Consider the following 15,103-nt stretch of genomic DNA (forward strand, 5'->3'; position numbering starts at 1 on the left):
TTAATAAACCTGCTTCAAAAACCGTAAATAATCCCGTTGGCCCTGCTCCTATTATTAGTATATCTGTTTTAATCATAACTTTTAACTTTCCCCATCTTAATAATGGGATTTACAATAACATTTCTAACTTTTTTCTTTTTCTATTTCTCAACTAAACTCTTCGTGAATTCGTTTAATTTATCAACCTTTTCCTCAAAATTTCCTTTAATCGTCTTTCTATATTTATTCAGGTTTTGAACAAGATCATCAATATTCTCTGGAATCACCTCCTCAAAAAACTGTCGTAATCTTTTTGCTGTAGTAGGAGATTTTCCGTTGGTAGAAATAGCTATTTTCACATTTCCCTTTGTAACAATCCCTCCCATATAAAAATCGCAGTATGGTGGGTTATCCGCTACATTTACCAAAATATTTTCCTCTTTACAGTCTTTATAAACTTGAACATTTACTTCCTCTTTATCTGTAGTCGCTATCACAATATGCTTGTCTGCTAAATAATTCTCAGCATACACATCTTCAATCATTTCTACATTATGAGCTGTTGCTTTAGCTATAGTTTCCTCTCTAAAATAGGGAGCCACCATTTGCACTTTAGCATTTGGACTCGATTTCAGTAAAAAAGTAAGCTTTTCTAAAGCAACATTTCCACCACCTACTATAAGTGTATTCAGATTATTTACCTTTAAAAAAACAGGATACAATTCATTTCGCTCTTCCATCTTCGCTCACTATTAAACAGTAGCTACCTCACTACTAATTTCCAATATCTTCTCTCTATGTTTTACCACTTCACCAATTACAATAATTGCCGGATTGGTAAGTTGCTGTTCCACTACAATTGCTTCAATAGTATCAATAGTTCCCACTCCTATCTTCTCTTCAGGAGTCGTCCCACTTTGAATAATAGCTACAGGAACTTCATGTTTATTTTCTTTTTTAAATAATGCTGTTATTTCTGAAAGCTTACTCATTCCCATAAGTATCACTACTGTTGCTGATGATTTAGAAGCCAGAACAACATCATTTGAAAGTTTATGAGCTTTAGTGGTGCCCGTGATTACCCAGAAACTTTCTGAACTCCCTCTTTTTGTCAATGGAATATTCTGATAAGCAGGAACTGCTAACGCTGATGATATTCCAGGAATAAAATCGGTTTCTATTCCATGAGCAATGGCATATTCCATTTCTTCGGAACCTCTTCCAAAAACAAAAGGATCTCCTCCTTTTAGGCGCACTACATGGCCATTAGCTTTTGCGCTACTTACAATAAGTTCATTTATTTGTTCCTGCTGAAAGGCATAGCATCCTTTTCGCTTTCCCACAAAAATATGCTCCGCATTCGGCGCATACGTTAGCAATTGTGGATTTACCAATGCGTCGTATAAAACAACATTAGCGGTCTGTAAAGTTTTCATACCTTTAACAGTAAGCAAATCCGGATCTCCCGGACCTGCTCCTATTAAAGTCAGTTTTGGTTGGTTATTTGTCTGCATTAGCTAATTCAAATCTTCTGAAAGCATCTGCTTTATCATAAAAAGCTTGCGCATCTTTTAGAAAAGATTTGGCAAATGTTTCAGATGGTTTATTATTTTTAATTTGATAAACGAGATCAGGGAAAGATAGATTTAGTGAAATCTTTCCGGTTGCAACAAACACTTCATTGAACTGATTTATGATACTCACTTGAGTATTGGTCTTTTTATTTTCTCCTATTAATAATGCTTTCGCTGTATTTATCAATGAGGTATATGATTGATAGATACTATCCGCCCATCTTTTATCTTCTAAAGACAACTGAGCCTTTTCTATCTTCTCCACGCTTTCATATAAAAGTGTAGCTACCAAATCAATTACTACGCCGGCACATTCTCCTACTCCTACTTCCTGAACATACTTTTTATCATTCCCCCAATCTACAAAATCATTCTCAGATAAATTATCTGTATCTGACAAAGGTTTCAGAAAATCATAAAAATAAACTTGTTCTTTTCTGTCATAATACGCAAGGAAATCCTCACTTTCTTCCTTATTCTTCTCGAAATCATCTAAAATTAAACGCAGTGCTTGTGGTCCTCTTTTAGATGGTACTTTTATAACTTTATCAGCAAATCTTCCTTCTCCATTTCCTAGAATCCCTCCTCCTAATAATACTTGTAATGCTGGAGCTACTAATTTGTCTTTTGTACGAATAGACATTCCTTGGAAACCTATATGAGCCATGTTGTGCTGCCCACATGCGTTCATACATCCGCTAATTTTAATAGCTACTTCTCGATTATCTCTATATTGAGGATACTCTTCTATAAGTACTTTTTCTAAAACATCTGAAATACCTGTACTACTCGCTATACCAAGGTTACACGTGTCTGTACCTGGACAAGCTGTAATATCTGCCGTAGAATTATAACCTAAATCTGTAAAACCAAGCTCCTTTAATTCCAAATAAAATAGAGGTAGCAAGTCTTCTTTTACATGACGAATTAATATATCTTGACGCAGGGTAAGCCTTAATTCATCTGCAGCATATTTCTTTATCAAATTTGCTAGCTTTCTAGCTTTATCCGTGTAAAAATCTCCTAATCGGACTTTTATTCCGATAGAAAACAAACCTTCTTGTTTCTGTGGTGATACATTAGAATCTCTCCACTTTCTATACCCTTCTACATCTTTTAAATCTACCTTTGGAATAGAAATTGCATCTAATGCCGCTTGATTTAATTCAAAACCTTCTTCACTAATTGGATATGAATGATAAGAAAGTGCTAACTTTTCTTCTTCTATTAACTGTAAAAAGCCATCTAAACCAATGTCTTTTAGTAAGAATTTCATTCTAGCTTTTAAACGTTTTGAACGCTCTCCATGCCTATCAAAAATTCTAAGCGTACTTTCTATTAGAGGTATAACCTGATCTTCTGGTATAAATTCATACATTACATCTGCATGTCTAGGTTGAGATCCTAAACCACCACCCAACATTACTTTAAATCCTTTCTGACCATCTTTAAGTTTTGCTATAAAACCTAAATCATGAATATAAGAGATTGCAGTATCAGCTTCTGTAGATGAGAATGAGATTTTAAATTTCCTTCCCATTTCTTGACAGATAGGATTTCTCAAAAAGAATTTAAAAACAGCATGAGCATACGCTGAAACATCAAAAGGTTCTTTTGGATCTATTCCAGCCTCAGGACTCGCCGTTACGTTACGAACTGTATTCCCACAAGCCTCTCTAATTGTTACATCGCTTTGCTCTAATTCTGCCCACAACTCTGGTGTTCTATCAAGACTCACGTAATGAATCTGAATATCTTGACGTGTTGTAATATGCAAACGCCCTCTAGAATACTCATCCGAAACATCGCAAATACGCAACAACTGATTCGAAGTTACTTTTCCGTATGGTAATTTAATACGAACCATCTGAACTCCCTCTTGTCGTTGACCATAGATCCCACGAGCTAAACGTAAACTCCTAAAACCCTCTTCATCTACCTTTCCTTCTCTAAAAAGACGAATTCTCTTCTCTAAGTCTATTATGTCTTTCTCTACAACCGGATTTTCAATTTCTGTTCTAAAACTTTGCATGTTTCTTAATTTTCTTAATTATTTACCCCACTTAATTCTTTCCCAAATACGTTCATGAAAAAAGTAAAGTGTCATTTTGGTCACCAATTCTATCAATCCTATAGACAAAGCCAATGTTAAGGTTCCAGTTACAAACCATGAGATTAATACGGTGTCTAATGTTCCCACAATTCTCCAGCTTACAGATTTTGCTATACTTCTACTTACTTTGTCGCCAGAAAGCGTTCTTTCACTCCCCTCCTTACTGCGATTCCCCTGAAATACCTTATCTAATATCATCGTCAATTTCTTTTAATACTCTACTTAATCGATAGGTTAATAGAATTTAAAAGCGAAAGTAATATATAATTCGAGAAATCCCAACGATTTTTAAGATTTTTAACTAAAGAATGTAAGAATTGAAAAATCATCACAAAAAAAGGTTGTGATTTTATCACAACCTTTTCTATTCAACTATATTTAAACAAGTTACCTCTTTTACCCCAAGGCTTGTTTTAAATCTGCAATTATATCTTCTACAGTTTCTAGTCCAACTGAAACTCTTACCAAGCCATCAGAAATTCCAACTTGCAATCTATCTTTTTCAGACAATTTACTGTGTGTTGTAGAAGCTGGATGTGTAACAATGGTTCTTGTATCTCCTAGATTAGCAGATAATGAACACATCTTAATATTGTTCAAGAATTTTCTTCCTGCTTCAACACCTCCTTTTACTTCAAAAGCAACTATGCTTCCTCCCTTTTTCATTTGCTTAATAGCAATTTCATACTGCGGATGCGACTTTAAGAAAGGATATTTTACAAAATTTACATTGCTATGAGATTCTAAAAACTCTGCTACTTTCAATGCATTCTCACAATGGCGATCTACACGAACTGCCAAGGTCTCTAAACTTTTAGAAAGAATCCACGCGTTAAATGGTGATAAAGCAGGACCTGTATTCCTTGAGAACAAATAAATTTCTCTTATTAAATCTGCAGGTCCAACAGCTACGCCTCCAAGCACACGTCCTTGTCCATCAATTAATTTTGTAGCAGAATGCACAACAATATGAGCTCCAAAATCAATTGGCTTTTGTAAATATGGTGTCGCAAAGCAGTTATCTATAATTAAAATTAAATTATGCTTTTTTGCTATTTGCCCTAAATATTCAAGGTCTAAAACATCTACAGCAGGATTTGTAGGAGTTTCAGCAAAAAGAACTTTCGTATTTGGCTTAATTAAACTTTCAATAGAAGCTACCTCATCAATTTTAAAATAAGATGTTTCTATATTCCACTTCGGAAGAAACTTTGTAAAAAGCGAATGTGTTGATCCAAAAACAGAACGTGCCGAAACAATATGATCGCCACTATTTAGTAATGCTGCAAAAGTTGAAAAAACCGCAGACATTCCAGTTGCAAAAGCATAACCAGCTTCCGCTCCTTCCATCTTACACATTTTATCCACAAACTCCGTGGTATTAGGATTTGTAAAACGACTGTATAAATTACGCGACTTTTCTTCCGCAAAAGATGCTCTCATATCTTCCGCATCCTCAAAAACAAAACTTGACGATAAGTAAATGGGAGCAGAATGTTCCAAAAATTCTGTTCGCTCAATTTGAGTTCTTATCGCATCAGTTTCAAAATGTTCCTTACTCATAATATTTTATTGTTGCTATATGCACCAAGCTATTACACTTGATACAAAATTTATTTACTCTTAATCTATGCTACTTATATATTCTTAATACTTTTTATCCTCTCTCTGCCAACTTAAGAATATCTCCAAAAACTCCTCTTGCAGTAACTGCAGCTCCTGCTCCTGCTCCTTGAATAACTATCGGTCGGTCACCATAAGATTCAGTATAAATTTCAAAAATAGAATCTGCCCCTTTCACTTGTCCTAAAACACTATCTGCTGGCACAGAAACTAATTTAACATCTAAAACTCCTTTATCCTGTTGTAAATCTCCATGCAAGTCTCCAACATAACGGAGTACATTTCCTTTTTCCTGATTTTCTTTAATTTCTTGATACGGAGCATTAAACTCAGCTAAGCTATTTAAAAACTCAGGCACTTCTTTTTCTCTTAATTTCTCTGGAACTAAATTCTGAATATTAACATCTTCAAATTCATTTTTAAGATCCAATTCACGAGCGAGAATTAATAATTTTCTACCAACATCATTTCCATTCAGATCTTCTCTTGGATCTGGTTCTGTAAATCCTTTATCAATGGTATCTTTTAAGATCTCATTAAAAGGTTTTTCTTCAGAAGAAAATTGATTAAATAAATAACTTAATGTTCCTGAAAAAACACCTCGGATTCTAGTAATATTCTCTCCTGATAAATGTAAAATACGAATAGTATCTATTAATGGCAATCCTGCTCCAACATTTGTTTCATATAGATATTGCTTCTGATTTTTATCCAGTAGACTTCTTAATTCTTCATAGAAATCGAAGCTTAAAGTATTTGCAATTTTATTTGATGATACCAAATCGAATCCATTTTCTACCAACTTTGTATAGTTTCCAACAAAATCTTTACTAGCCGTATTATCAATCGCAATAAGGTTTTCTAAATGATGATCGTTTGCAAAATCAATTACATCTTGGATATTTGATGGAGCTGTTGAGTTTTTAATTTCATCTTTCCATTCAGAAGTAACGCCATCCTTAGCTAGCAATACTTTACGAGAATTTGCTACTGCAAAAATATTAATCTTTAATTTTTTACGCTCCTCGATATTTGCTGCGGAAGTAAGAACCTGATCTATTAAAGTTCCTCCTACTAATCCGTGACCAAAAATAGCGATGTTTATTTTTTTCGAGATATCGAAAATCTCACCATGAATTACATTCAATGCTTTATGAAGCTGTGATTTTTTCACAACTAAACTCACATTCTTTCCTGTAACTGTATTATTAAATAAAATAGGAATTACCTGATTCTTAATAAGAGCATTGTATGGTTTATGGAACGTACTAAGATCTTGACCGATGATAGATATTACAGAAACATCATCTACAACAGAAATCTTATTAACATCTTTAGAATAGAAGTCATTTTCAAACTCCTTCTCCAAAGAGATTATTGCTTCCGTAGCATCTTTTGCATTTACTACCACTCCAATTCCTCTTTCTGAAGAACCTTGAGAAATAATACTAACGCTAATATCTTTTCTTCCTAAAGCATTAAATATACGCGCATCGACTCCTGCTTTTCCTAACAAACCACGCCCTTCAAGATTTACTAGAGCTACATTTTCTAGTACAGAAAGTGATTTTATACCTTCTTTCTTTGGATTTGCAGTTATAAGTGTTCCTTTATTATCGTGATTAAAAGTATTTAATATTCTAAGCGGAATATTTTTTTCAATTAGAGGAATAATTGTTTTTGCATGTAAAATCGTAGCTCCAAAATTTGCTAACTCATTTGCTTCATTAAAAGACAATTCTTCAATTCTTTGAGCGCTAGGCACCAAATCTGGATTGGCTGTAAAAATACCATCTACATGAGTAAAACTTTGTAATTCTCCAGCATCTAAGAAATTTGCCAATAACGAAGCCGTATAATTACTTCCGTTTCTTCCTAATGTTGTGGTCTCATTGTTAACACTAGAACCTATAAAACCAGTTACAACATTTACCGTATCTCCATTATGAGCTGCAAAATGTTTAAGTACGTTTTCTTTGGATGCTTTTTCTAACGGCTGTGCATCACCAAACTTCTCATCTGTTTTTATAAGAGATCTTGAGTCGGTGAAATTAGCTTTAACTCCTTTCCCTTGGAGAATTTCAGTAATTAATTTTGCTGAAATCACTTCTCCTTGAGCCAACACCTCGTCTTTAATCTTAGTACTACAATCTCCCAATAGACTTACTCCTGAAAACAATTTTTCAAGTCGGTCAAATTCTACTGATAAATCTGCACTTTTATAAGCTTCCGTCTGATATTTTTTGAAAGCTTCAAATAGATGAGCATAATCTTGACCTGTAGCCGCAGTTTCCAAAATATTCTCCAACTCATTGGTTGCATTATTTCTAGCAGAAACTACAACTGTTATTTTCTCTCCTTCTTTTACCTTATTTTCTATGATTTCGATAACATTATTAATACCGTTGCCATTTGCCAAGGATTTCCCTCCAAATTTTAATACTTTCATTTTATTATCTTTCAAGGAAGACTCAAAAATTCCTCCTATTATTTTTTCTAATTGTTCATATTCTATTAAAAAAGCATCATGTCCGTGTACAGAAACTACTTCTCCATAACGCACACGATCACTAGATTGTGCTAATTGCTTATATGTTTCTCTATTTTCTTCAGCAGTAAAAAATAAATCAGAACTCACTCCTACAATATGCACATTGGCATCTATAGATTCTAAAATATCAAAGTGTTCTGAGCGATCTCGAGTAACATCTATTGTTTTTAGTAGTTGATTCATTAATTTATAAGCTGATAATTGAAAACGCTCTTGCAATTTTGCTCCATGATGCAACAACCAACTCTCCACATTAAACACCTGCAACTCTGCATTTGTAGTACGTTTGAAACGTGTTTTAAAAGATTCTGGCGTACGATAACAAAGCATGGCATGCATTCGTGCATCGTGCACAGGCTGCTTAGAGTTCACTAAGAATTGCTCTTGAATCTGGCAATTTGCAATAAGCCAATCCGTAGATTTCCAATCGGTTGCTACAGGAATAAAATGTTGAGTAATATCTGGTTTTAAAGCAGCCATTTCCCAAGCAATTCCACCTCCTAAAGAACCGCCAATAAGCGCATATAACTTAGTAATTTTTAAAGCCTCTAGTCCTTTCAAAAAAATACGTGCTATATCCCTAGCTACAAAGTCTTTGTAATTATCTATTACAAATCCATCATACCCATTTCCTGGAATATTAAATGCCAACACCGTATAATTATTGGTATCTATTGCCCTTCCGTCTCCAATTAAATCTTTCCACCAACCATTTACACCGCTAACATCAGAATTTCCGGTAAGCGCATGATTAACCATCACAATTGGCGCTGTATGCAATGCTCTTCCAAAGACCTGATAAGACAAGTCTATATCTTGTGTAACGCCGCTTAATGTGGTATACTTTTTTAATGAAATATGTAACAAATCGTTTTTCAACGTCTTAACTTTTTATATGTTGTAATGCTTGTTTTAAATCAGATTTTAAGTCTTCTAAATCTTCAAGACCCACAGAAATCCTGATCAAATCTGTTGTTACTCCCGCTGCAGCTTGTGCCGCTTCATCTAACTGCTGATGCGTTGTACTGGAAGGGTGAATAATCAATGATTTTGTATCCCCAATATTTGCCAATAAGGAGAATATCTCAGTATTGTCTGCTACTGTTTTGGCCGATTCAAAACCTCCTTTTACTCCAAAAGTAACCAATCCACTTTGTCCTTCAGGCAAGTATTTATCAGCTAATTTTTTATATTTATTATCTTCCAAACCTGGGTAATTCACCCAAGCTACTTCTTCTTGCTCTTGTAACCATTTTGCTAATGCCAATGCATTTTCACTATGTTTCTTGATACGTATTGACAAGGTTTCTAATCCTTGTAAAATCTGAAAAGCATTTAACGGACTCAATGCCGCTCCATGATCTCTTAGTCCTTCTATTCTTACTTTTGCAATAAAAGCAGCTTCTTTTAACGCATCGTGATAAATAAGACCGTGATAACTAGGGCAAGGCTCTGTAAATTCAGGAAATTTTCCGTTTGCCCAATTAAAAGTACCTGCATCTACAATGACTCCTCCCAAAGAGGTTCCATTTCCACAGATATATTTCGTTAAAGAATGAACAACAATATTCGCCCCATGCTCAATAGGTTTTACTAAATAAGAAGTAGCTACTGTGTTATCTACAATCAAAGGGACTTCTGCTTTTTTTGCTTCCTCAGAAATTGATTTGATATCTAATACATCCAATTTAGGATTTCCTAAGGATTCAATAAAAAAAGCACGAGTATTATCTTTTACAGCTGCAGCGAAATTACCTGCATCATCTGGATCTACAAATGTAGTTGTAATACCTAGTCTCGGCAGGGTGTTACTCAATAAATTATAAGTTCCTCCATAAAGGCTACTCGAAGCTACAATATGATCTCCAGCTTTTAACAGCACTAATAATGCTGTAGAAATAGCCGCAGTTCCTGAAGCAGTTACCACAGAAGCAATCCCTCCATCTAAAGCTGCAAGACGTTTTTCTAACACATCATTTGTTGGATTATTTAACCTTGTATAAATATATCCTGGCTGTGATAAGTTAAAAAGATTTGCAGCGTGATCTGCATTATTAAATACGTAAGAAGAGGTTTGATAAATAGGTACTGCTCTTGTTCCTCCGTTGGCTGTTACATCGTGACCTGCATGAAGTGCGTCAGTCGAAAATTTTTGTTTACTCATTTTTCTATATTTTTACAATTATATCCTAGCTGAATAATCAGCATATTATATGTTAACAAGAAAAGCGTAAACGCGTAAGAATTAAATTCTTGTTATCTATCCACAAATGTGGTAGAATGTAGCACCTTCTTTATAGATAAAGGGTTGCTAAGGCATCGACAGGTCTATTCCTTCCGCCTTTCTTGATAACACTATCAAATTATGTATGAACTTACCCACTTAGTGGGATTTTCTTAATATTTTTCCTTAAACTTTAAATTTAAGGCAATGAACTCAAAGATTCAGAAATTATTTTCGATTTTCCAAATCTAGCGTAAGAAATCTAATTATAATGAAAAAGTTTCTTTTACTTTATCTACAAAGTCTAACTTTTCCCATGTAAAAAGCTCAACTTCTCTTTCAATTCTACCATTGTAGGGAGATTCAAAAACTTTTGTAACTGTTTTTGGTTGTTTTCCCATATGACCATAAGCTGCAGATTCTAAATAAATAGGGTTACGCAGCTTCAATCGGTCTTCTATTGCAAAGGGACGCATATCAAATAACGCTGCCACTTTCTTAGCAATCTCTCCATCAGTTAAACCAACTTTAGAAGTTCCATAAGTATTTACAAAAATCGATGTAGGCTCTACTACTCCAATTGCATAACTTACTTGCACCAAAACCTCATCTGCAACTCCAGCTGCAACCAAGTTTTTAGCTATATGTCTAGCTGCATAAGCAGCACTTCTATCTACTTTGCTTGGGTCTTTTCCACTAAAAGCTCCTCCACCATGTGCACCTTTACCTCCGTAAGTATCTACAATAATTTTTCTTCCTGTAAGTCCACTATCACCATGAGGGCCACCAATTACAAACTTACCAGTTGGATTGATATAATATTTTATTTTATCATTAAATAACTCCTGTACATATGCTGGTAATTTCGCTACCACTCTTGGAATTAAAACCTCCAAGATGTCTTTCTTAATCTGATTTAGCATTTTCTCATCATCAGCATCAAACTGATCATGTTGTGTAGAAATAACTATGGTATCAATTCGCTGCGGAACATTATCATCTGAATACTCTATTGTAACTTGAGCTTTTGCATCTGGACGTAAATACGTGATTTCTTTCCCTTCTCTTCGAAGATCTGCTAGTGATAATAGCAACTTATGAGAAATATCTAACGCTAAAGGCATGTAGTTTTCAGTCTCGTTAGTAGCATAACCAAACATCATTCCTTGGTCTCCAGCTCCTTGTTCTTCCTTGGAAGCTCTATCTACCCCTTGGTTTATTTCTTGAGATTGCTCGTGAATTAAAGAGATAACACCACAAGAATCTCCACTAAATTGATAAGCTCCTTTTGTGTATCCTATTTTATTAATTACCTCTCTAGCAATAGACTGAACATCTAAATATGTAGCGCTCTTTACTTCTCCAGCAAGCACTACCTGCCCCGTTGTAACCAACGTTTCACAAGCCACTTTACTTTCTGGATCAAATGCTAAGAAATTATCTAGAAGTGCATCACTAATCTGATCTGCAATTTTATCTGGATGTCCTTCACTAACGGACTCGGATGTAAATAAATATGCCATAAAAATACTCTTTATAAACTATGTATTGAAGAAGAATTTTGACAGGCACGTCTAAAGGAGTTTTCACTGCTTTAGCTCTTTTTTTACGAGGTGGCAATCAGTCAAATCTTTCCTCAAAATTCTGGTACAAATGTAAGAATAAGATTGAAACTGAAAAATGTTTAACACTTTTTTATTTTTAGTTCTTTCTAATTTTCTGTTGTCCGCTTGTTTGGAAGTAGCTAGATTTTTCTACTAAAATAATAGTTAGCGTAATGAGCACTATTAATTAGTAGTTTATGAGTTTAAGCTTTTACAACATTAAATTTTATGTATTAAAGTAAAAGAAATTATTTTTCATCACACCATCATATCTTGTATCTTTACCGAAGTTTATAATTAACTTTAAAACAAAAATCCCATGCACGTTGCAATTGCAGGTAATATTGGCGCAGGAAAAACTACCTTAACAAGGCTCCTATCTAAACATTTTAATTGGGAACCCCATTTTGAAGACGTAGTAGATAATCCCTATTTAGATGATTTCTACACCCAAATGGAACGTTGGAGCTTCAACCTGCAAATCTATTTCTTAAATAGTCGATTTAGACAAATTCTTGAGATCCGTGAAAGCGGGAAGAAAATAATTCAGGATAGAACTATTTATGAAGATGCTTATATCTTTGCTCCCAATCTGCATTCTATGGGATTGATGACTAATAGAGATTTCAAAAATTATTCTTCGCTATTTAATTTGATGGAGAGTCTTGTACAATCTCCAGATTTATTAATTTATCTAAGAAGTTCTATTCCAAACTTAGTAAACCAAATTCATAAACGAGGAAGAGACTACGAAAATTCAATCTCCATAGATTACTTGAGTAGATTAAATGAACGTTATGAAGCTTTTATTCACGGATATGATAAAGGTAAATTACTGATTATAGATGTAGATAAATATAATTTTGTTGACAATCCTGAAGATTTAGGAGAGATTATTAATAAAATTGATGCTGAAATTAACGGATTGTTTGAGTAAAATATCTCTCCAAGAAAATATTAAAGCACTTTATATAATGCAAAAAGCGCTTGAGAAATCAGGCGCTTTTTATATTGAATTAATTCTTATGTTATTCCTCCTTTAAAGCTCTTACTTGCTTTTCAATTTCTTTGGGAGTTCCTTCTACTACAACTTCTGTTGTTACCAATTCTCCATTTACAGTTTTATGAGTTGTAATTACTGCCTTTGCAGTCTCTTGATCATCAGCTGTAACACGGATTTCTTTCTGAATAATTTCTTTCGAATTAGAGACCATTGCTTCTGAAGAGTGTCCGCCCAAAATAGGAGCAATTACCAACCCAATTAAACACGTCAATTTAATAAGAATATTCATTGATGGCCCTGAGGTATCTTTAAATGGATCTCCTACAGTATCTCCAGTAACTGCGGCCTTGTGAGCATCAGAACCTTTGTACGTCATTTCTCCATTGATTTCTATTCCTGCTTCAAAAGATTTTTTCGCATTATCCCAAGCACCACCAGCATTGTTTTGAAAGATTGCCCACATTACTCCAGAAACACAAACACCAGCCATGTAACCTCCAAGAGGCTCCGCTCCGAAAACTAGCCCTATAAGAATAGGAGTAACGATAGTTAGCAGTCCAGGCAACAACATTTCCTTTAATGCTGCTTTGGTAGATATTTCTACACATTTACCATAATCAGGTTTACCTGTACCCTCCAAAATCCCTGGAATTTCTCTAAACTGTCTTCGAACTTCCTGCACCATTTCCATGGCTGCTTTCCCTACAGACTTCATTGCTAATGCAGAAAAAACAACGGGTATCATTCCTCCAACAAAGAGTGCAGCCAATACATCCGCCTTAAAAATATTAATCCCATCGATACCTGTAAAAGTTACATAAGCTGCAAACAAAGCCAAAGAGGTCAATGCCGCCGAAGCAATTGCAAAACCTTTCCCAACAGCTGCGGTTGTATTCCCTACTGAATCTAAAATATCTGTACGCTCTCTTACTTCAGGCTCCAACTCACTCATTTCTGCAACACCCCCAGCATTATCTGCAATTGGTCCAAAAGCATCTATTGCTAACTGCATAGCTGTAGTAGCCATCATCGCAGAAGCAGCTATTGCTACTCCATAAAAACCTGCAAATTCATAAGATCCATAAATTGCAGCTGCGAATAATAAAACAGACCAAAAGGTAGACATCATACCTACCGCCAAACCAGCAATAATATTCGTCCCTGCCCCCGTAGAACTATTTTTTACAATATCCAATACTGGTTTTTTCCCTAAACTTGTATAATATGAAGTTACATAAGAGATAAGTGCTCCCACCGCTAACCCAATACAAGCTGACCAAAATACATTTATAGATGACACTGCTACGGTGTAATCGTTTCCAAAAAACTTCATATTCATTGTTTCTGGCAACATATGATCTATTAAGAAGTAACTTGCTAACAGCGTTAATAAAATAGCAACCCAATTTCCTGTATCTAATGCCCTTTGAACCTCTGGCTCTTTAGCATCGTTACTAGATATTTTCACTAAAAAAGTTCCTATAATAGACGCCAAAATTCCCACTCCTGCAATTACTAATGGCAACAGAATCGGACCCATATTATCAAAATCATCTGCAAAAGGAGCATCGATACTCATATCTCGGATAACATAATTACCTAACACCATGGCGGCAAGTACTGTGGCTACATAAGAACCAAATAAATCAGCTCCCATTCCAGCTACGTCTCCAACATTATCTCCAACATTATCTGCTATGGTTGCAGGGTTTCTAGGATCATCCTCTGGAATTCCTGCTTCAACTTTACCTACCAAATCTGCACCAACATCGGCAGCCTTGGTATAAATACCACCACCAACACGCGCAAATAAGGCAATGGATTCTGCACCTAAAGAGAATCCAGCTAAAGCTTCTAAAACAATCGTCATATTATCATAAAAAGAACCTTCTCCTCCTATAAACTGACCTGTAAAAACTAGAAAAAACAAACATAGTCCCAAAACTGCAAGTCCAGCTACTCCTAGTCCCATTACAGTACCTCCTCCAAAAGATACTTTTAGTGCTTGTGGCAAACTAGTTCTAGCAGCATGTGCAGTTCTTGCATTTGCCTCTGTTGCAATTCTCATTCCTATATTCCCTGCCAAAGCAGAAAAAACAGCACCAATAACAAATGCAGGAACAATCATCCAACTTGTTGTATCTACAACGATTGAAATTCCGAATAGAGCAATAGCTGCAATTATTACAAAAATAACTAAGAGACGGTATTCAGCATTTAAAAAAGCGAGCGCTCCTTCTTTTATACTTTTAGAAATAGATTGCATCTTTTCATTTCCGGCAGGCTGGCGCTTTACCCATGCAGCTTTTATCCCCATAAAAATAAGGCCTAGAATGGCCATTAACATAGGTACATAAATAATATTCGATTCCATATTTATAAGTTAGTTAATAATTATATTCTTATAAATGTAAGGAAATCAGTAGAATAAA

Annotated in this window: 10 protein-coding genes and 1 riboswitch; of the genes, 1 reads left to right on the top strand and 9 read right to left on the bottom strand. The window is 34.8% G+C overall.

Annotated features, from left to right (window positions below):
• Positions 1–140: 140 nt before the first annotated feature.
• The 8 genes from ACN0TY_RS14640 to metK form a co-directional block, all read right to left on the bottom strand.
• Positions 141–719, bottom strand: coding sequence for a precorrin-2 dehydrogenase/sirohydrochlorin ferrochelatase family protein (locus ACN0TY_RS14640; protein ID WP_236959888.1), 579 nt, complete (start codon positions 717–719; stop codon positions 141–143).
• A gap of 12 nt (positions 720–731) precedes the next feature.
• Positions 732–1,493, bottom strand: a complete 762-nt coding sequence (cobA, locus tag ACN0TY_RS14645) for a uroporphyrinogen-III C-methyltransferase (protein ID WP_236959887.1) — start codon at positions 1,491–1,493, stop codon at positions 732–734.
• Positions 1,480–3,585, bottom strand: a complete 2,106-nt coding sequence (locus ACN0TY_RS14650) for a nitrite reductase (RefSeq protein WP_236959886.1) — start codon at positions 3,583–3,585, stop codon at positions 1,480–1,482. Before ACN0TY_RS14650 ends, cobA begins: the two co-directional genes overlap by 14 nt.
• Before the next feature lie 18 nt (positions 3,586–3,603).
• Complete coding sequence (locus tag ACN0TY_RS14655) at positions 3,604–3,864, bottom strand: DUF2061 domain-containing protein (protein WP_236959885.1); 261 nt, start codon at positions 3,862–3,864, stop codon at positions 3,604–3,606.
• Positions 3,865–4,062: 198 nt separating this feature from the next.
• On the bottom strand, positions 4,063–5,229 hold the full coding sequence (locus tag ACN0TY_RS14660; protein WP_417445082.1) for a trans-sulfuration enzyme family protein: 1,167 nt from the start codon (positions 5,227–5,229) through the stop codon (positions 4,063–4,065).
• A gap of 94 nt (positions 5,230–5,323) precedes the next feature.
• On the bottom strand, positions 5,324–8,719 hold the full coding sequence (thrA, locus tag ACN0TY_RS14665) for a bifunctional aspartate kinase/homoserine dehydrogenase I (protein ID WP_417445083.1): 3,396 nt from the start codon (positions 8,717–8,719) through the stop codon (positions 5,324–5,326).
• A gap of 4 nt (positions 8,720–8,723) precedes the next feature.
• The gene (locus ACN0TY_RS14670) at positions 8,724–10,004 is read right to left on the bottom strand and encodes an O-acetylhomoserine aminocarboxypropyltransferase/cysteine synthase family protein (protein ID WP_417445084.1); all 1,281 of its coding nucleotides are present in this window, start codon (positions 10,002–10,004) and stop codon (positions 8,724–8,726) included.
• 89 nt (positions 10,005–10,093) lie between these two features.
• Positions 10,094–10,196, bottom strand: a riboswitch (SAM riboswitch).
• Positions 10,197–10,330: 134 nt separating this feature from the next.
• Positions 10,331–11,587 (bottom strand): methionine adenosyltransferase, encoded by a 1,257-nt coding sequence (metK, locus tag ACN0TY_RS14675; RefSeq protein ID WP_417445085.1) that lies wholly within the window; start codon positions 11,585–11,587, stop codon positions 10,331–10,333.
• A gap of 400 nt (positions 11,588–11,987) precedes the next feature.
• On the opposite strand from metK, the gene ACN0TY_RS14680 reads away from it, so the two are divergent.
• Positions 11,988–12,605, top strand: a complete 618-nt coding sequence (locus ACN0TY_RS14680) for a deoxynucleoside kinase (RefSeq protein WP_236959880.1) — start codon at positions 11,988–11,990, stop codon at positions 12,603–12,605.
• A gap of 91 nt (positions 12,606–12,696) precedes the next feature.
• On the opposite strand, the gene ACN0TY_RS14685 is transcribed toward ACN0TY_RS14680, so the two are convergent.
• Entirely contained in the window at positions 12,697–15,045 is a 2,349-nt protein-coding gene (locus ACN0TY_RS14685; protein ID WP_417445086.1) for a sodium-translocating pyrophosphatase, read from the bottom strand.
• Positions 15,046–15,103 lie beyond the last annotated feature (58 nt).

Origin of the sequence: Joostella sp. (assembly GCF_048266025.1) — a bacterium.
Taxonomy (GTDB): domain Bacteria; phylum Bacteroidota; class Bacteroidia; order Flavobacteriales; family Flavobacteriaceae; genus Galbibacter; species Galbibacter atrarenae.